Raw genomic sequence first — 17,688 nt, forward strand, 5'->3', positions numbered from 1 at the left:
GGGTACTGGGGATTGGGTATTGGGTACTGGGGATTGGGAAGAGACACGAAGTGATTTTTTTAATAATTCACCCTTGTCCTCCATGTCCCCTCAGTCGTAGTACCCACTCCCTAGTCCCCAGTCCCCAGTCCCTAGTCTCCAGATTTTCCCCCTATTCCCCTTGTACATTATTTGGGGATTAAGTGTGGGATTCAGTGAAGCGATCGCAATTTTGTACGATCAAAAATAGTAAACTACTTTTCGCTATCAGTGCTTCACTTTCGAGAATGCCCGATAGCTTACCGCTCTTTCACTGACCGTTAACACAAGAATGGCATGACAGACCCAATGATTTTATCAGGCCCTGCAAATGACATCGACTCCCTCCGACAACCGTTAATCGCTGGGTCTGAAAAAGTCCAACAACAGATAATCCCACAGTTAGCTGAGTTGGGTAATGAGGGATTAGACGTGTTGATGGAATTTTTACTGAAACGACGTGAGAACCCAGCGACTTGGATTGATGGCAAAGCTTACCAAGTCTTATACAACTCTGATGCACCTCAAGTCAAAGAATTTTTGCGCTCCTGTTTTCCTGAAGGAATTGTACCTCTAAAATCAGAGTGCGGGATTAACTACAATTCTTTGCAACAGCTACTTGCTGTTCAAGACTTTCAAGCAGCCGATCGCGTCACCATCGAAAAAATGTGTGAACTATCAGGGACAACGGCTGTACAACGAAAATGGTTGTATTTTAGTGAAGTAGAAAATGTCTCGGCTGTTGACTTGCAAACCATTAACAACCTCTGGTTAGTCCACTCCGAAGGTAAATTTGGTTTTTCAGTGCAGCGAGAAATCTGGCTAAGTTTGGGTAAAAATTGGGAGAATTTCTGGCCGAAAATTGGCTGGAAAGCAGGTAACACCTGGACGCGATACCCTAACGAGTTTACCTGGGATTTGAGTGCGCCTAAAGGTCACTTGCCCCTTTCTAATCAACTTCGGGGAGTACGAGTTTTTGCTTCTTTACTTTCTCACCCTGCTTGGTCGAAGAATCCAGAAAAATGATTTTGAGCCTACTTACAAATAGATTATGATTAATCCCACGAACCGAGAATTCTACGTCATCATTGAACGCGATGAAGATGGCTACTATGTCGGAGAAGTCCCTCAGCTAAAAGCCTGTTACAGTCAGGGAGAAACAATTGATGAGTTGATGGCTAATATGAAAGAAGTAATTGAACTTTCTTTAGAGGATGTGTGAGAAGTCAAAAATATCATGCTGTAACCTGCGATCGGAGTATGACTTAAAGAATCTAAAAGTCAGAAAGTTCGCCCCGGAACGAAAAAGCTTTGGGAAGACAACAATTCGTTTAGAACCGGATGTTGCAGAGGTTTTTCCCAATGCTGATGCTGTGAATGAGGCTCTAAGATTTCTGATTAGAGTTGTGCAGGACAATCAAGTTTCTGCACTTACAAAGCAGCCTCACAGTTCCTCGGAAGGTGCGGAAAAAAACTCCTAGTGCTTAGTTGAAAGTGCCGCAGATCCCAAACTAAAAATATCAAATTTAGATAATGGCAAACGTTCGTCTAGAAGATATTAAGCGTAGATTCAATAATGTCACCGCTATTGAGGATATTACCTTTGAAATTCCTGATGGCGAGTTTTGGGTTTTAGTTGGGCCATCGGGTTGTGGTAAATCTACAATTTTGCGAACGATCGCAGGTTTAGAAACTGCTACATCTGGCAAACTCTTTATTGGCGATCGCTTGGTGAATAATATCCCAGCCAGACAACGGGATGTGGCGATGGTGTTTCAAAACTACGCTCTCTATCCTCACATGAGCGTGGCGCAAAACATCGGCTTTGGCTTGGAAATGCGGAAGGTTGACCGAAAAATCATTCAAGAACGAGTGATGAATGTGGCGCGATCGCTTTCTCTGGATCATTTGCTAGATCGTAAGCCCAAACAACTTTCTGGGGGACAACAACAACGGGTAGCATTAGGGAGAGCGATCGCTCGTGAACCCCAAGTATTTTTACTTGATGAACCTTTATCTAATTTAGATGCCCAACTGCGCGATGATACCAGGGCAGAATTGAAACAACTACATCAACAATTAGGCATTACAACTATTTACGTCACCCACGATCAAGTTGAAGCCATGACTTTGGCTGATAAAATTGTCGTACTCAATCGCGGGCGGATTCAACAAATCGGCGATCCCCAAACTATTTATGCAAGTCCTGCTAATCAGATGGTGGCAACTTTTTTAGGCAGTCCGCCAATGAATATTTTGCCTGCAATTTATCAAAATAATAGTTTTGATGTGAGTGGACAGTTATTAGTAATTCCAGCAGTTGTGAAAGAAAAATTACAGTTGCGTCAAGGACACAGTTATGATTTGGGGATTCGTCCAGAGCATATAAAAATAAACACTGACTCAGAACAGGCTGAACAACAGCTATCCGATAACAGCACTCAAAACTCAGAATTATTATTAGTTGAAGTGAAAGTTGTAGAACCTTTGGGAAGAGAAACTTTGATTCGCGCTGGTTTACCTGGTTCGGCGGTGATGTTGAATATTCAGGTAGGCGGTGATGTGCGTCTTCGTCCAGGCGATCGCCTTTCTCTACAACTCGATTTAAATCATTTGTTTATATTTGATCCCAAAACTGGGGACAGAATCTTATAAAGAGTTTCTTAAACTGCCAGAAATAATCGCCAATTTCTAATTTTTTGTAGCCAGAATCTAAGAAAATAAAAACTGCAATAGAGATTTAATGGATTAGCTGCAAAAACTTCTATGACTATTAATCGACGCCATTTCTTGTTTTTACTCACAGCAGGTGCGGGTGCTTTTGCATTAGATGCTTGTGCATTGGCAGAGAAATCTCCTAATGAAAATACTGCAACACCAAATACAACAGCAAATACAACACCCAATATAACAGCAAATACAACAGGGGCTATCCAACTACCGCCTTTACCTTATGCCTACGAAGCACTGGAACCACATATCGATGCTAAAACGATGCAATTTCACCATGATAAGCACCACGCAACCTATGTGAAAAACCTGAATGCAGCGTTAGCCAAACACCCAGAACTCAAAGGCAAAACTGTTGAAGAACTGTTGCAAAAACTTGACAATATACCACAAGATATTCGCAGAGCAGTACGCAATAATGGCGGTGGTCACGTTAACCACTCAATGTTCTGGCAAATTATGAAGCCGAAAGGTGGGGGAGAACCAACAGGAAATATCGCCTCCGCGATTAATCAAAATTTTGGCTCTTTTGCAACTTTCAAAAAACAGTTTAATGAAGCTGGTGCTGGTCGTTTTGGTAGTGGTTGGGTTTGGCTAGTACATAACAAGGGTGGCAAGTTGGAAGTGACAACTACAGCTAACCAAGATAGTCCCTTAAGTGCAGGTAAATATCCCATCCTGGGTAATGACGTATGGGAACATGCATATTATCTCAATTACCAGAATCGCCGTGCTGATTATTTAGATGCTTGGTGGAACGTGGTTAATTGGGATGAGATTAACAAGCGGTTTGCAGCCGCAAGTAAATTTGCCTGAAACCAGACAAAAATTTAGGGTTATATGTGCTTAAAAATTGGCGACAGAATATTGTTTCTGTTGCCAGTTTTTGGATGTGATAATCTAATCATTATTCATCTTTTGAAAATGATTTTCTTTAATAATTAGTTTTGTTCAATTATTGCAGGTATTTTTTTTATTTTTTGAGATTTAATATAGCTTGATTTTACGTTAGAAATATGAATATATCTCAATAAATCTTGTAACTAATCTTACCTGTATGGTGCTAAATTACTTGTGCTGACAAAATTTATATAAGATTGCAATTTCGGATTTAATCATCACAATACATGAAATTTAGAACCTTTATTTAAATGTCGAATTTAAATTTGATTATAAGGAGGATGTTCTCATGAAGATTGGTTGCAAATTATTAACGGTTGCTTTAACTGTTCCATTGCTTCTTGGAATTGTAAATTTTAAAGCACAAGCTCAAGTTACTAGACAATGGGGTGTAGGTGGCGATATTCCCGTTCCTGGCGATTATGATAATGATGGTAGAACTGATTATGCAGTCTGGCGACCGAGTAATGGGACTTGGTATGTAATTAACAGTTCTACAGGTGTAGCAGTTACTAGGCAATGGGGCGTAGGAGGCGATATTCCTGTTCCCGGCGATTATGATAGCGATCGCAAAACTGATTATGCAGTCTGGCGACCGAGTAATGGGACTTGGTATGTAATTAACAGTTCTACAGGTGTAGCAGTTACTAGACAATGGGGCGTTGGTGGTGATGTTCCTGCACCTGGCAGATACGATATTGACGGTAGAACTGATTTTGCAGTCTGGCGACCGAGTAATGGGACTTGGTATGTAATTAACAGTTCTACAGGTGTAGCAGTTACTAGACAATGGGGCGTCGGTGGCGATATTCCTGTTCCCGGCGATTATGACAGCGATAGTAAAACTGATTTTGCAGTCTGGCGACCGAGTAATGGTACTTGGTATGTAATTAACAGTTCTACAGGTGTAGCAGTTACTAGACAATGGGGCGTTGGTGGTGATGTTCCCGCCCCTGGCAAATACGATAATGATGGTAGGAGTGATTATGCAGTCTGGCGACCGAGTGATGGTACTTGGTATGTAATTAACAGTTCTACAGGTGTAGCAGTTACTAGACAATGGGGCGTAGGTGGTGATATTCCTGCCCCTGGCAATTATGATTTCTCTATTAGGAATGACTTCGCAGTTTGGCGACCGAGTAATGGCACTTGGTATATTTTTGGGAATTAGGGCTAATACTTTGTCTTTTTTCTCGCACTTACCCCTCAAAGAGGCTTTTGAGTCGGTACACCTATAGCACGAGGAAAATTAGCTGGAGTGGCAGCTACCTTACGCAAATACACACAGTGGCGGATGCTGTGACTCAAGGGTGTGGTAAATTGTTCGATTGATTCAATAACGCCACCCAACTGGTTCACAGCATTCTTTAAAGCAGCTGTTTCATCCTCTGTCCAATTACCGCGATAAATTATAGCTAAACCTCCCTGTTTGAGCAGTGGTAGGGTATATTCTGCACAGACAGAGGCTGCCCCTACAGCACGGATCAATGCAATATCATAAGCTAGTCGATGTTGGCGGTGCTGACCGATTTCTTCCGCTCTACCAACATGAGTTTTGGCATTGGTAAGGGCAAGTTCAGTTAATATATTGTCGAGAAAAGTAATTTTTTTCCGAGTGGAATCAAGAAGAGTAATTGGGCAATTAGTTACAGTAATTGCTACGGGAACACCCGGAAAACCCGCACCTGTACCAATATCGATGAGAGCAGGGGAAGCGGGGGAGAAATTTGCTGATAACAGAGGTGCAATTCCTCGTAGAGAATCCCAGAGATGTTTTTCCCAAAACTCTTGGGGATCAACGATCCGAGTTAAATTTAGTTGGCGATTACCTTCTAGGATTAACTCATAAAGCTTTTGGAATTGCGCTTGTTGTTGAAGAGTTGGTTGCCAATTAAGAGTTTGCTGCCAGATTTCTGCCATTTCAGGCAATAGGTTTGTCATTTGTCACTTGTACTGAGCGAAGCCGAAGTATTTGTCATTTGTCATGGGGCATTGAGCATAGTTATTCTCCTTCTCCCCCTGCTCCCCCTGCTCCCCCTGCTCTCACACCGTCGGTAGAGGTTCTTTAACTTTGGATTCTAGTGACTTTGGATCTACTGATTCTAGTTCACCGTGGTTGAGCGTCCAGCAACGGTCTGCGATCGCTAACAGATCCCCAGCGTCGTGTGTCACAATTAACAATGTCCAATCTTGTTTGAGTTTCGCTAATAAATTTACCAGTTGCCGACGCATTGACCAATCTAAACCAGCTGTGGGTTCATCCAATAACAGCAAATTTGGCTGGCGAATTAATTGGACTGCCAAAGCTAAACGTCGTTGCTGACCACCACTCAAAGCATGAGGGGCAGCGGAAAGCGATAAATGCTCTAATCCCACCTCACTTAGGGCCTGTCTGACTCGTTCTGACCCTAGCTCAGGATGTCCTAAACGTAATTCTTCTAAAATCGAACCACCACAAAAGTGTCGCTCTGGAAACTGAAATACTAACCCGGCTAATTGTTGTAGCTGTTCGGCTATAAGTTCTTGTTCCCGCCAGAAGAGTGCGCCAGTAGTAGGTTCGGCTAGTCCCGACAAAATTTCTAATAAGGTACTTTTACCGGAACCACTCGGGCCAATAATCAGACCTAGCTGCTGGGGTGCTAATTCTAAATTGATCGATTTGAGAATCGCTGTTGGGCACGCTGTAGGATGATAATTTACATTTCGGAGATAAAGCATTTGTTAAGATTACCAAAAAGTCAGCAAATTACTGATTACTTACACTGAGAATGTCTGGAAAATTCTGGAAAAACAATTTATAGCGCCTTACCTGGATTAACACCTTAATTTAGCAGCAAGAATTATCCACTTTTTCTCCATTGTGGCAGACTAACCCTGAAATAATGGCTAGAGCAAGCCTGGAAACATGGAAAGATTACCAATATATAAAAAAATTTTGGTTGAAGCAAAGGCAAGTTGAAATTAACCATTTTTGCATTCTAAGTAACACATACAACTATTTCAACCGCAATTATTCTGAGGGTTAAAATGACTAAAAGGTTTTCTTTGCCTCAATTAGTAGTGTCTGCTCAACTCACTACTCTTGCTCAGACTGCTTTTACAGTTGCGTTCGCCTTTGGCGTTGCCCCTTGGGCAATCGCACTTAATATCTGGGTAAATCCCTCCCTGGCTGGCGATCCGTTTCGCGATCGCGAACCTCATCAAATTGGCGACCAAACAGAAGCAGCTTTTAAAGCAATTTTCCAACAGGGCAACTATCCAGCAGCAGATCGTTATCTGGAACAAGCACTATCCAAAGAGCCAAATGAACCTCTAGCCTATGCTATGAAGGCATCTTTAGCATACGGAAATAAAGATTGGGCTAAACTAAGTACCTACAGTCAGAAAACTCTAGAAACAGGACAAAAACTGATTCCTACCGATCCATTGCGTGGTAATTTATACACTGCTGTTGGTCATTTTTTAGAAGGTGCAGTAGTTATCACCCGTGAAGGTACACTCAATGGTGTGCCACAAGCTTTTAGTCGGTTGCGACAAGTTTATGAATATTTAGACAAAGCTGAAGCAATTTCTGCCAACGATCCAGAACTGAATTTAATCAAGGGTTATATGGATTTATTATTGGCGGTTAATTTGCCTTTTGCTAGCCCAGATCAGGCAATTCGACGTTTAGAACAAAATGCTGCTCCTGGGTATTTAGTGGATCGGGGTATTGCTCTTGCTTACCGAGATTTAAAACAATACTCACAGGCACTAGAGTATGTCAACCGAGCGATTAAAACCACATCAGATAATCCAGAAATTTATTATCTCAAAGCCCAAATCCTTAAACAACTGGGGCAAAAAGAAAAAAGCCAGCAGTTGTTCCAGGAAGCGATCGCTAATTTTGACAAAGCATTGACTAAAAAATCCCAACTCCCAGGCGATTTAGTTAAACAAATTGAGCGTGAACGCAGAAGTGCTGTTAGCTTGAAGAATCCTTAACCCCCATTCCCCACTCTCCACTCCCTACTTTGATATGCTTATTTGCAGAAGAGTACTTGAGATATTAGACCAAAATGGAGATTCAGTTCCGCGAAATTAATCCTTTTGATATGTGGATTTGGCTGAAATTCAGCACAAATCCTTCTGCGCGTGAAAAGCAGTATGTAGAAGAAGTTTTCAATTCCTGGTTTTATTTAGGTAAATTGGGTGCATTTAATGCGGAGAATCTCCAGGTGCAGGACACTGGACTCGATATCAGCTACATGAATTATGATGAACAAGGCTATGACAAAAGCCTGCTAGCACTGATGCATAACATCGGTGAGTTTGAATATGAGGGACAGTGGGGGCGTTGTTGGTTTGACTTAGGAACCAGTGATGCGATCGCATTAGATATTTTAATCAACGCCCTTACACAGCTGAGTCAGGAATATGTCACCATTGAAGAATTATACATCGGTGGCGAAAATCCAGATTGGCCTATTGAGGATAGCGAAAGTCGTCCTCAGTCTATTTATGATAATTAGTTACAAAAATGAATAAAGCTGGCGAAATTCGGGTAATAGCCTTGGGGTTAATTCGGAATGGCGATGGCTCCGCCAACGCCAAGGGCGAACGCATATTTCTTTCTGAAGGCTACGACCCCGTAAAACAAGAAACATTTTATCGGGCTTTAGGCGGTGGTGTTGAATTTGGCGAAACCAGCCGCGCCGCCTTAGAACGGGAGTTTCAAGAGGAAATTCAGGCAGACTTAACGAATATTAAATATCTCGGTTGTATAGAGAACCTGTTTATATTTAATGGTAGGCAAGGTCATGAAATCATTCAGCTTTATCAATGTGACTTTGTTGATTCAAAATTTTATCAACTGGAAAGTTTAGTTTTTTCCGAATCACCACATCATAAACATAGAGCATTATGGGTAGATATCTCTCGCTTGAAATCTGGGGAATTAAGATTAGTACCTGAAGTATTTTTTGAATATTTATAAATCATCTGGAAATCGCACTCAACAAAGACACAATATATTGGTTGAGACTAACGCCTTCCCGTTCAGAAGCCTCGGCTAAACGTCGATGTAAAGATTTTGGCATCCGTAGTAGTAGTTTACCGCTATAGCTATCATTAGTACTTGGTAAGGGAATGCAATCGCCGGCTTCATGAGCTGTTTCAATCCACAATTCCCGAGCCTCATTGAGATTTGCCATTGTCTCTTCAAGGGTTTCGCCTTGGGTGAGACATCCAGGTAAATCCTTAATTTGAGCTACATATCCCCCCTCTGGATCGGGGTAAAGTGTTACAGGGTACTGGAGATTTAAATAATATTCTAAAGACGGCTTCTCAATCTGCTGGTTCTTCTGGTTCAGTGTCTTCATCAATCCACTCTTCTAAATTTAAGAATTCAACTATTTGCTGTACATAGATTCCCTTAACTTTTTGTCCTCCTGTTTTGGGTACAGTGATGGTTTTACCTTGGGAGTCTCGGAAGCTATGATGGCTACCCTTAGACCTTTTCTCTTCAAAGCCAAAAGCTTCTAATAGATAGTAAACTTCCTGAAAGCGCACTTCTGGAGGTCGCTTTAGGAACTGATCTACTAATTTTCTTAATTTGCTCATTGAGAGATGATACTATATATAGTATCAAAATTTTGAGAGATAAAAAAGCGATCGCTTGTTGTATGAAAAAAGGTATCGCACCAATCAACTCCAATCTAAGTTAATTCTGGTTCATATTTCGCCACCGTTCCCGCACAGTAAGCACTCATCTTTTGATCAAAATTGGGTATGCGATCGCACTGTGTCGCTACAACTGAGAGAGCAACTTGTTATACCTGACTTCACAATGTATCTGGATCTAACTCTTGGGTTTTTCCTGCGCGGTATTCAGCCATTACCTCAGTTGCCAGGAAAGCGAGTACATCAGGGGAACGGGCGAAAGCTTCATCCCAAGAGCGCTCATCTTCTAGTTCTTCTAAAATCATTGCCGCGATCGCATCTTGCTCATTGCCAGGTAAATTTTTTAGTTTAGCGATCGCTTTTTCAAGTAGCTCTGTCATAGCTGTCAATCGTTACAAAAGTCATACTATAAATTATCTCTGCTTGTAGTCTGTTGGGGTTGTTATGGTGCGATCGCTCTCCATAGCAGAAGTAGTAAAGTTTTAGTAGAAGCAAGTGTTAGGTTGTTAGGTTTCTTAGCGCAAAAACAAATTATGGTCAAGAAGAACGTAGTTTTTTTCCTAGTTTATTGGAATAAATCTTCAAGTATCTGGTTGACATTTACTTGAACAAAGCCAAAAAAAGACGGTTTCAGTTCAAAGTATTGTTTATTTCAAGAGGTGAGTTATGACTACTGAGGAATTGTTGGAGCGTTATGCTGCTGGGGAAAGAGATTTTAGTGGAGCCAATCTCAGTGGTGAGCTTATTGGACTTGACCTCCAAGGAATCAACCTTAGTGGTGCTTACTTGCTTGTCTATTTTGAGCGTTCCAATTTGAGCAACGCCAATTTCCAGAGTGCTGGAATTGCGGACTGTGGGTTTATGGAAGCTAATTTGAGTGGAGCCAATCTCAGTGAGGCTATTTTGTCTGAATCCAACTTCGAGGGAGCTATTTTGATTGGTGCTGATTTGAGAAAATCTCAGATGATTCGCACCTCTCTCGGAGGCGCTAGCTTGGTAGATGCCGACTTGAGAAGTGCTAACTTGGAAAGCGCCGACCTGGCAAGTGCTAGCTTGGTAGATGCCGACTTGAGAAATGCCAACTTGGAAAGTGCCAATTTGGCTAGGGCTAATTTGACTGGAGCTAATTTGGTCGGAGCTGATTTGAGAAACACCAAACTGCGAGACGCTAACCTGACTTACACCAATTTGGCTGGGGTTGATCTGAGTGTAGCTATTCTCTGCAATACGCTTATGCCTGATGGCACCTTCCGAGAAAAGACGTTGAGGTTGAACTAACCTAATGCGTGTACCTGAAACAAACCCAAAAATACCAATGCCTTCCCCAAGCCTCTACGAAACTGATTTTTACGCTTGGACACAGGAACAAGTAAATTTACTTCGCAATGAGCAGTGGAGTCAGATTGATCTGCAAAATCTGATTGAGGAGATTCAATCTTTGGGTAAACAGCAACGTCAAGAATTACGAAACCGTCTAAGTGTATTGATTGGACATTTACTAAAATGGCAGTACCAGTCAGGGCGCCGTAGCCGTAGCTGGTTAGCAACACTCCGTATTCAACGCTTAGATATTGCTGAACTACTCGAAGACAATCCTAGCCTAAAGCCCTACTTTGAAGAAGCGCTTCGCAAAGCCTACTTTAAAGGTGTCGAATTGGCTGTTGGAGAAACAGATTTGCCCAAGCGGACTTTTCCGGTAGAGTGTCCTTACAGTTTGGTAGAGATTGTGGACTATGATTTCTACCCCGGTGAACCAAGCAAGTTACTAGATGAATCAGAGCAGTAATTTGAAATTAAAGTAAATCTTCCTCAGATAGCTGGGCTATTTTTATCAAGGCTTTCAAGGTTCCAACTTTCAAATCTTGATTGCGATGAACAAGAATTGACAGAATTTTTTGTGTTTCAGGGTTTTCATAAATATGATGACTGCCAGTAATTCTTTGCAAAACCCAACCTTTTTGTTCCACAATCTTACAAGTTGCTTGCCAGAAATCGATTTCATACAGCAATTTCGACAACTCGATCTGTTGACTCAATTGCATTACCACTGTTGGCAACTTCAAGCCAACCTTCAATAGCATCTTTTAAATTAGCCATTACCTCTTCTATGGTATCTCCTTCGATAATATAACCGGGAAGCGCGGGAACCTCTGCCTAATAGCCGCCTTCTTCTGCTGGATGAATGATCGCTCTGATTTTCATAAACTTGTTGAGCTAGTTTGTAAGAATATGCTAATAACCACACCTGTTTGCTCTTAACTGTGGCTATTCAAATTAATATTTTCCACTCCAAGAGAGTGTTAGACTACTCTAACTGACTGCCTACACTTCTCTTTAAAGTTCAAGTATGTCCAGCAGATTATAGTCATTTATTCTGCTTTTTTTTAAATCTAAATATTCTTGATATGTTTTGAGATTGTGTTGCTCAACATCTCTAACAAATCCTTTTTTCTCACTGTTAATTTTTCTCATCAAAGTTATCGATTCAGAACTGAGGCAGAAATCAATCTCCCCAATTTGAGCAACTTTTTCAGACAGCCCACCTTTACGGTTTCCCTGCTTTAATTTCCCGCTTTTAGAAAGACGGTTTAACTTCACAGATAGAGTCTCTTCTTCTTCCCCCAAAAAATATTCACAATAATGATAAATTCTAAATCCATAATCTGCTATATCTACAGATGAATCTTCTAAATTATTATGTTGTTTGATCCTCTGAATGCATTCATCAAGTAAGTCTGCCATACGATCGCAAACAAACTGACATATATCTACATATTGAAGTCGATTTTTTGGAAAGTAGTCAATCTGAGAACGAAAAGAAACTGCTGAACCAGATATTCGATATCCCCAAACAACAACTTCTCCCTCATCCTCCCAAGAATCAGGACGCTTAATTTGATTTCCGTATATATCCGTGCTCTCAAAAACACCCTCAATACCAAGGTATGTTGGGCCAATGTGAAATTTTTCTTTTTCCATCGTTGCTTGTCCGCGCTATGGAAACTTAGATGCCTAATCTCTCACAGACAAAACTAACTCACCACCGAAATTACACAGATAACAGCGATGTCTACGACTGGCTATGCCTACGCACTTTGCATTTTACTCAAAACGTCGGAGTGTTGGAAAGGTATTAACGTGTGTAGGGTTGTGCCATAACAAGGCCGGGAACAACACGGTAATGTTTAACATTGAATGTACAAAGTGTTGCACCTTGCCCAACAGCACAAGCAGCTATCAGCGCATCTAACAACCCTAAACTGTTAGATAAATGGTAGGTCGTAAAGTCAGACAAGGCGCGAGTCAAGTCAGCCTCAGTAGCCCAGACTACAGGTAGCGGCGCAACCAGTTTTAAAGCGTTACTCAATTGTTGCTTGTTTTGAGAATCCTGAATCAGTTCCATGACTACAAAGCCGGGCACACTGGGCAACTCTGATAAACTGCCAAACCAAGTTATTGCAGGAGCATGACCTCGTTGAATATCAATCAAAATGTCGGTATCTAGCAAATACATCAACTTTACCTATTCTCGCTCACGGGTTTGGGCCTCATGGCGTAACTTCCGAGCGTATGCTTGGCTATCTGTAATATCAGGTCGTGAGTTTATCACACCTTCACTCTGCCAATAAGCAACGAGTTCGGCTCCTGTCTTGGGAGGATTTGCTAAAACCTGTCTCACAGAAAGAATCCGAAGAATGTATTCAGAAAGAGGAAGATTTAACCGAGAAGCTTCAGTAAAAAGCTGGTTTTCTAGCTCTGGTGGCAAATCAAGATTAATACTCACTCTGCTTATCGCCTGTAGGTTTGGTTCTTAATTGATAAAAACTTGAGCAAAACTTATCAAGCAATTGATGACTAATCTTTTTCTAGCATGGGTATGAAATTCTTGCCTGCTCAAGCATCAATCATCTTTATAAACTTCTCTACGATGTCCTACTCTGACAACGGTTACTACTAAGACATCATCGTAAATATGATACAAAATCCGATAATCGCCGACTCTGATGCGATAACGATTTTCACCATTTTTTAATTTGCCGACACCATCAGGGCGTGGATCAAGAGCTAATTGTTGAATTTTGCTCTCTAGCCTTTCCTGAATATCTTACGGGTAACTTTTTGAGTTGTTTAGATGCACCTTTGGAAATTTCTACTCGGTAGCTCATGCAGTTTTTTGCTGATGTTCTGACCAAGTTAGAGTGCCATTTTCTACGATATCTTTTAATCCCTCTTCAAAGTCTCTTTCGTCAGACTCGTCTTCTTGCTTGCGGATTTTTAACAGTGATAAAATCTCTTGTAAGGTATCGTCATAAGCGAGTTCTAATTGTTCATTGATAGCCTTGATTAACGCTTGCCTTTTAGTTGTAGTTTCCATATTTCTATCTTTTTAACTGCTCGTCACTGTCTAGAGTTTGAACACCTAATTTTACTCTAATATCACTTGTCTGAAGTGCCAGTGCTGTCAATACGCGACCACCATATTGTTTGGGATTAACTGGAATTTTTCTAAGTAAGTCTGACATAGGTTTTCACTTGATGACTAATCTTTTTCTACCGATCAAATAACAGCGGCCTCTGGAATCGCACCCTGCATTCTCCCAAAAGCATCAATCAAATTCTGCAATTGTTGATCTGCTTTAAAAACTCCTAACCCGCGCACTGTCACTTTACCAGGAGAAAACACAAAGCGCGTTTTGAGATTGTCTGGTAAATTTGCCGCCAACAAATTCCAAGCGGGTTCTTCCATCGGCGTTTCTAAAACAACGTGTTGCTTTTGTTCTGGTTTAATCCGGCTAAATCCGAGTTTTTTCGCTAGCTGCTTGAGTTCCATGACTCGCAAAAGTTGATTTGCAGGGACTGGTAAACTACCATAGCGATCGCTCCACTCAGCTGCAATTAGCTTTAATTCTGATTTAGATTTGGCTGTCGCCACCGCCCGGTATGCACTCATCTTTTGATCCAAATCAGTGATATAATCTGCCGGAATAAATGCTGTCAAGTTGAGGTCAATCTGGGTATCCTCCACTTTCGGAATTTCTTGTCCTCGAATTTCCCGAATTGCTTCTTCTAGCATTTCCATGTATAAATCAAAACCGATGGCATCCATTTGACCGGATTGTTCTGCACCTAGCAAGTTACCCACGCCTCTGATTTCCATATCGCGCATCGCTAGCTGATATCCAGAACCTAGCTGAGTAAATTCCTGAATCGCTCGTAAACGTTGCCGTGCTGCATCAGATAATGCCCGTTGCTTCGGATAAAATAACCAAGCATGAGCTTGTATCCCTGCACGTCCCACACGACCGCGTAATTGATACAGCTGTGCTAATCCAAAGCGGTGAGCATCTTCAATCAAAATCGTGTTGACTCGTGGAATATCTAAGCCAGATTCAATAATTGTCGTACAAACAAGGATATCTGCATCACCGTTGCTGAAGGTGAGCATGGTTGATTCTAACTCGCTTTCATCCATTTGACCGTGAGCGATCGCAAATCTAGCTCCTGGTATTACTTCTCGTAAATTGGCTGTTGTCTCTTCAATTCCATCTACTCGTGGAACTACATAAAACACCTGTCCACCTCTGTCTAATTCTTGACGAATTGCAGTGCGAATACTTTCAGAATTAATCGGTGAAAGATGGGTTTTAATTGGTCGTCTGGTTGGGGGTGGCGTGGTAATCAAACTCATTTCTCGAATTCCCGACAAGGACATATACAAAGTTCGGGGAATGGGTGTGGCGGAGAGGGTAAGCACATCCACTTGAGTTTTCAAGCTTTTAATTTTCTCTTTCTGGTTTACCCCAAATCGTTGTTCTTCATCCACCACCAACAGTCCTAAATCCCGGAACATCACACCTTTACCTAAAAGTTGGTGTGTACCAACTACTACATCTAATTCACCCGTTGCCAATCGCTTTTGAATCTCGCGGCGTTCTTCAGCAGACCGAAAACGGTTGAGTAAACCGACATTCACGGGGTAGGGAGCAAAACGTTCTTTGAGTGTATGGTAATGCTGCTGTGTTAAAATAGTCGTTGGCGCAAGGAGTGCCACTTGTTTACCGGCGGTGACTGCTTTAAAAACAGCACGAATCGCCACTTCCGTCTTCCCGAAACCGACATCGCCACAAACTAAGCGATCCATTGGGCGATCGCTTTCCATGTCGCGTTTTACATCTTGTACAGCTTTGAGCTGATCCGTTGTGGGTTGGTAGGGGAAAGAATCTTCTAATTCCTCCTGCCAAGGCATATCACCTGGAAAGCTAAAACCTTGTTGTTGCGATCGCGCTGCATACAGTTTCAACAAGTCCACCGCCAATTTTTTAATCGCTTTGCGGACTTTATTCTTGGTATTTTCCCAAGCTTTACCGGTCATCCTGTTAAGTTCCGGTGCTTTATCACCTGCGGCGCGGAACCGCGATAAAGCCCCTACTTGATCGGCTGCGACTCTAAGTAACCCGTCAGCATACTGCACTACCAAATAATCACGGGTTTCGTTATTAATCGTCAAACTTTCCAGCTTGACAAATTTGCCAACACCATGATTTCTGTGAACTACATAATCACCTGGACGCAGCTTATTGGGATCAACTTGCTTAGAAGTAGCTTTGTGGCGCTTGCGGATATAGCCGGGAGTCGCCAAGGAATGCTGCCCAAAAAATTCCCGATCTGTAACAATTACCAATCGGTATGTAGGCAGGATAAAACCTTCTAATTCCGCCAGACCAGAATATTTTAGAGCTATAGGAATATGGTTAATTTGCAGCTTATCGATCGCTTGGTAGTCGCGGGGATTGGGGATAAACTGAGCCGGACAATCATGTTCTTGTAATAGCGAGACAGAACGCGAAGGTTGAGCAGAAAGCAGCCAGATCGAGAAATTGCGATCGCGTTCTTGGCGGAGGGTTTCAGCTAGTCTAGCAAACTGGTGTGGCGTGGCTGGAACAGGACGGCTGGCAAGATTGATCCCACTATTTTCCTCTGACAGTTCCGATAAATATAATGTTTTAAATTTGGCAACATCAACCAGACAGTCGTCAAACGAACGGTGGATTTTCGGCAATGTTAGGGGAGTTGATTCTTCCCCATGCGCCATTCCCCATTGTTCTTCTGCATTTTCCACCCAGCGATCGCTATGAGCATGACACTGTTCTGGCTCATCAATGGCAATTAAGGTATTTTCTGCTAAGTAGTTTAGCAGAGATGCTGGTTGCTCGAATGCTAACCCCAAAAAGCGACGGCTACCTTCAATCAGCGATGAGTTATTAGTGCTGTGTGCTGAGTCAGAATTTAACTCAGCACTTAGCACTCGGAACTGGGCACTATTTTTCAGTGCAGCCATCACCACAGGAGTAAAGCTAGTGGGGGTAAGAATTATCTGGTCAACTTTGTCGAGGGCGGAACGTTGGGTTGCTGGGTCAAATTCCCGCATTTGCTCGATTTCATCACCAAACCATTCCAACCTGACTGGAAATTCAGAAGAAACCGGGAACACATCAACAATATCGCCCCGCCGACTCCATTGCCCTTCCATTTCCACCAAAGGAACTCTTTCGTACCCCAAAATAGTTATTTTCTCACTGAAGCTATTCAGGTCTAATTCCATCCCTTTTTTCAGGGTAAGACAGAATTGCCCAAAAGCTTCTGGTGGTGGTAAATGAGGTTGCAGCGCCCCTTGAGTAGCCACAATTGCTAAAGGTCGCTTCGCTCCGGGATTGGGGATTGGGAATTGGGGATTGGGAACAGACAAGGGAGTAACTTTTTCAATAATTCCCTCTTGTCCTCCTTGTCCCCCCAGTCCCCAGTCCCCAGTCCCCACTCCCCTATCCCTCATGCCCAAATCTGCCAAAACCTGCATTTGCCCCCAACTCATTTCAGTTTCCGGGTCAAAAGGTTCGTAGGGAGAAGCCTCGGAGGTGGGGTAAAAATGTACTGTTTGCCATCCCATTGCCTCCAGTTGTGCGTAAACGCGTCCAGCTTCTTCCAGAGTGGCGCAAACCACAAACAAATCCTTGCCCTGAGACTGCGCTAATGCCGAAGCCACTAGAGTCTTGGGCAGCCTGGGAATGCCATTTAACCGCAATTCTTGTTGTCGATTCAGCTTAGAAATAAATTCAGTAGTGAGCGGCGATCGGCCTAAGGCACGCACAATAGAAGAAAATGACATAAGTACTACTAGCGATGGGAGTCTTTGTGGGTCAGCAAATCTTAAGGCAGTTTATGTCAACTATTTTAAAAGTGTTAACAGCTTTCTTATTCCTTCAGTGGAAGAATAATCCACAGTGACTAATAAACTTAAGAACTATAACTACTACTTTGTATATAGTCAAAGTATTTATCGAAGCACCTTTAATACTAGATACTAGGGATTGAGCTACGTTC

The 17,688-nt window shown here is 42.2% G+C and carries 24 protein-coding genes and 2 pseudogenes; 12 read left to right on the top strand and 14 right to left on the bottom strand.

What is annotated here, in order from left to right; translation table 11 throughout:
• The first annotated feature begins 315 nt into the window (after positions 1-315).
• The 6 genes from CDG76_RS34940 (at position 316) to CDG76_RS34965 (ending at position 4,819) form a co-directional block, all read left to right on the top strand.
• Positions 316-1,044 (top strand): GUN4 domain-containing protein, encoded by a 729-nt coding sequence (locus tag CDG76_RS34940; RefSeq protein WP_094353403.1) that lies wholly within the window; start codon positions 316-318, stop codon positions 1,042-1,044.
• A 25-nt stretch (positions 1,045-1,069) separates the two neighbouring features.
• On the top strand, positions 1,070-1,240 hold the full coding sequence (locus CDG76_RS34945; protein WP_094353404.1) for a type II toxin-antitoxin system HicB family antitoxin: 171 nt from the start codon (positions 1,070-1,072) through the stop codon (positions 1,238-1,240).
• Positions 1,233-1,499: a hypothetical protein gene (locus tag CDG76_RS34950; protein ID WP_094353405.1), complete on the top strand. Its 267-nt coding sequence runs from the start codon at positions 1,233-1,235 to the stop codon at positions 1,497-1,499. Before CDG76_RS34945 ends, CDG76_RS34950 begins: the two co-directional genes overlap by 8 nt.
• A gap of 52 nt (positions 1,500-1,551) precedes the next feature.
• Positions 1,552-2,673: an ABC transporter ATP-binding protein gene (locus CDG76_RS34955; protein ID WP_094353406.1), complete on the top strand. Its 1,122-nt coding sequence runs from the start codon at positions 1,552-1,554 to the stop codon at positions 2,671-2,673.
• Positions 2,674-2,784: 111 nt separating this feature from the next.
• Positions 2,785-3,564 carry a superoxide dismutase gene (locus CDG76_RS34960; RefSeq protein WP_094353407.1) on the top strand — a complete coding sequence of 260 codons (780 nt, stop codon included), beginning with the start codon at positions 2,785-2,787 and terminating at the stop codon, positions 3,562-3,564.
• A gap of 373 nt (positions 3,565-3,937) precedes the next feature.
• Complete coding sequence (locus CDG76_RS34965; protein ID WP_094353408.1) at positions 3,938-4,819, top strand: FG-GAP-like repeat-containing protein; 882 nt, start codon at positions 3,938-3,940, stop codon at positions 4,817-4,819.
• 35 nt (positions 4,820-4,854) lie between these two features.
• Here the strand turns inward: CDG76_RS34965 and rsmG are convergent, their stop codons facing one another.
• Both rsmG and CDG76_RS34975 read right to left on the bottom strand, forming a co-directional pair.
• Positions 4,855-5,589 carry a 16S rRNA (guanine(527)-N(7))-methyltransferase RsmG gene (gene rsmG, locus CDG76_RS34970; protein ID WP_094353409.1) on the bottom strand — a complete coding sequence of 245 codons (735 nt, stop codon included), beginning with the start codon at positions 5,587-5,589 and terminating at the stop codon, positions 4,855-4,857.
• A gap of 102 nt (positions 5,590-5,691) precedes the next feature.
• On the bottom strand, positions 5,692-6,366 hold the full coding sequence (locus tag CDG76_RS34975; RefSeq protein ID WP_094353410.1) for an ABC transporter ATP-binding protein: 675 nt from the start codon (positions 6,364-6,366) through the stop codon (positions 5,692-5,694).
• A 309-nt stretch (positions 6,367-6,675) separates the two neighbouring features.
• Between CDG76_RS34975 and CDG76_RS34980 the strand changes: the two genes are divergently transcribed.
• The 3 genes from CDG76_RS34980 (at position 6,676) to CDG76_RS34990 (ending at position 8,623) form a co-directional block, all read left to right on the top strand.
• Entirely contained in the window at positions 6,676-7,632 is a 957-nt protein-coding gene (locus tag CDG76_RS34980) for a Sll0314/Alr1548 family TPR repeat-containing protein (protein WP_094353411.1), read from the top strand.
• A gap of 74 nt (positions 7,633-7,706) precedes the next feature.
• A complete protein-coding gene (locus CDG76_RS34985) occupies positions 7,707-8,159 on the top strand; it encodes a DUF3531 family protein (protein WP_069070833.1) in 453 nt (150 codons plus the stop codon).
• An 8-nt stretch (positions 8,160-8,167) separates the two neighbouring features.
• Entirely contained in the window at positions 8,168-8,623 is a 456-nt protein-coding gene (locus tag CDG76_RS34990) for an NUDIX hydrolase (RefSeq protein ID WP_094353412.1), read from the top strand.
• Between the two features lies 1 nt (position 8,624).
• Here the strand turns inward: CDG76_RS34990 and CDG76_RS34995 are convergent, their stop codons facing one another.
• The 3 genes from CDG76_RS34995 to CDG76_RS35005 all read right to left on the bottom strand — a co-directional run bounded on the left by CDG76_RS34995 (position 8,625) and on the right by CDG76_RS35005 (position 9,689).
• Entirely contained in the window at positions 8,625-9,008 is a 384-nt protein-coding gene (locus CDG76_RS34995) for a type II toxin-antitoxin system HicB family antitoxin (protein ID WP_094353413.1), read from the bottom strand.
• A complete protein-coding gene (locus CDG76_RS35000; RefSeq protein ID WP_190241079.1) occupies positions 8,974-9,249 on the bottom strand; it encodes a type II toxin-antitoxin system HicA family toxin in 276 nt (91 codons plus the stop codon). The genes CDG76_RS34995 and CDG76_RS35000 overlap by 35 nt, the downstream gene beginning before the upstream one ends.
• Before the next feature lie 221 nt (positions 9,250-9,470).
• Positions 9,471-9,689, bottom strand: a complete 219-nt coding sequence (locus CDG76_RS35005) for a hypothetical protein (RefSeq protein WP_094353414.1) — start codon at positions 9,687-9,689, stop codon at positions 9,471-9,473.
• A gap of 286 nt (positions 9,690-9,975) precedes the next feature.
• Between CDG76_RS35005 and CDG76_RS35010 the strand changes: the two genes are divergently transcribed.
• Positions 9,976-10,587, top strand: a complete 612-nt coding sequence (locus CDG76_RS35010) for a pentapeptide repeat-containing protein (protein WP_094353415.1) — start codon at positions 9,976-9,978, stop codon at positions 10,585-10,587.
• 37 nt (positions 10,588-10,624) lie between these two features.
• Positions 10,625-11,095, top strand: a complete 471-nt coding sequence (locus CDG76_RS35015) for a DUF29 domain-containing protein (RefSeq protein ID WP_223265526.1) — start codon at positions 10,625-10,627, stop codon at positions 11,093-11,095.
• Between the two features lie 7 nt (positions 11,096-11,102).
• Here CDG76_RS35015 and CDG76_RS35020 read toward each other — a convergent pair whose 3' ends face one another.
• From CDG76_RS35020 to CDG76_RS35030, 3 genes and pseudogenes are all read right to left on the bottom strand, one after another.
• Complete coding sequence (locus CDG76_RS35020) at positions 11,103-11,345, bottom strand: type II toxin-antitoxin system HicA family toxin (RefSeq protein WP_223265527.1); 243 nt, start codon at positions 11,343-11,345, stop codon at positions 11,103-11,105.
• Positions 11,308-11,511, bottom strand: a pseudogene (locus CDG76_RS39490) (type II toxin-antitoxin system HicB family antitoxin). The gene CDG76_RS35020 and the pseudogene CDG76_RS39490 overlap by 38 nt, the downstream one beginning before the upstream one ends.
• Before the next feature lie 132 nt (positions 11,512-11,643).
• Positions 11,644-12,288, bottom strand: a complete 645-nt coding sequence (locus CDG76_RS35030; RefSeq protein ID WP_094353417.1) for a hypothetical protein — start codon at positions 12,286-12,288, stop codon at positions 11,644-11,646.
• A gap of 29 nt (positions 12,289-12,317) precedes the next feature.
• On the opposite strand from CDG76_RS35030, the gene CDG76_RS39310 reads away from it, so the two are divergent.
• The gene (locus CDG76_RS39310) at positions 12,318-12,446 is read left to right on the top strand and encodes a hypothetical protein (RefSeq protein ID WP_262984386.1); all 129 of its coding nucleotides are present in this window, start codon (positions 12,318-12,320) and stop codon (positions 12,444-12,446) included.
• Here the strand turns inward: CDG76_RS39310 and CDG76_RS35035 are convergent.
• From CDG76_RS35035 to mfd, 6 genes and pseudogenes are all read right to left on the bottom strand, one after another.
• Positions 12,443-12,823, bottom strand: coding sequence for a PIN domain-containing protein (locus CDG76_RS35035; RefSeq protein ID WP_094353418.1), 381 nt, complete (start codon positions 12,821-12,823; stop codon positions 12,443-12,445). The genes CDG76_RS39310 and CDG76_RS35035 overlap by 4 nt on opposite strands.
• A 9-nt stretch (positions 12,824-12,832) precedes the next feature.
• On the bottom strand, positions 12,833-13,093 hold the full coding sequence (locus CDG76_RS35040) for a hypothetical protein (RefSeq protein ID WP_094353419.1): 261 nt from the start codon (positions 13,091-13,093) through the stop codon (positions 12,833-12,835).
• 117 nt (positions 13,094-13,210) lie between these two features.
• Positions 13,211-13,475, bottom strand: a pseudogene (locus CDG76_RS35045) (type II toxin-antitoxin system RelE family toxin).
• Positions 13,472-13,684: a hypothetical protein gene (locus CDG76_RS35050; RefSeq protein WP_094353420.1), complete on the bottom strand. Its 213-nt coding sequence runs from the start codon at positions 13,682-13,684 to the stop codon at positions 13,472-13,474. Before CDG76_RS35050 ends, CDG76_RS35045 begins: the two are co-directional and overlap by 4 nt.
• Before the next feature lie 4 nt (positions 13,685-13,688).
• The gene (locus tag CDG76_RS37985; RefSeq protein WP_190241080.1) at positions 13,689-13,832 is read right to left on the bottom strand and encodes a hypothetical protein; all 144 of its coding nucleotides are present in this window, start codon (positions 13,830-13,832) and stop codon (positions 13,689-13,691) included.
• 35 nt (positions 13,833-13,867) lie between these two features.
• Positions 13,868-17,473, bottom strand: coding sequence for a transcription-repair coupling factor (gene mfd, locus CDG76_RS35055; RefSeq protein ID WP_094353421.1), 3,606 nt, complete (start codon positions 17,471-17,473; stop codon positions 13,868-13,870).
• Positions 17,474-17,688 lie beyond the last annotated feature (215 nt).

This window comes from Nostoc sp. 'Peltigera membranacea cyanobiont' 210A, assembly GCF_002246015.1.
GTDB lineage: Bacteria > Cyanobacteriota > Cyanobacteriia > Cyanobacteriales > Nostocaceae > Nostoc.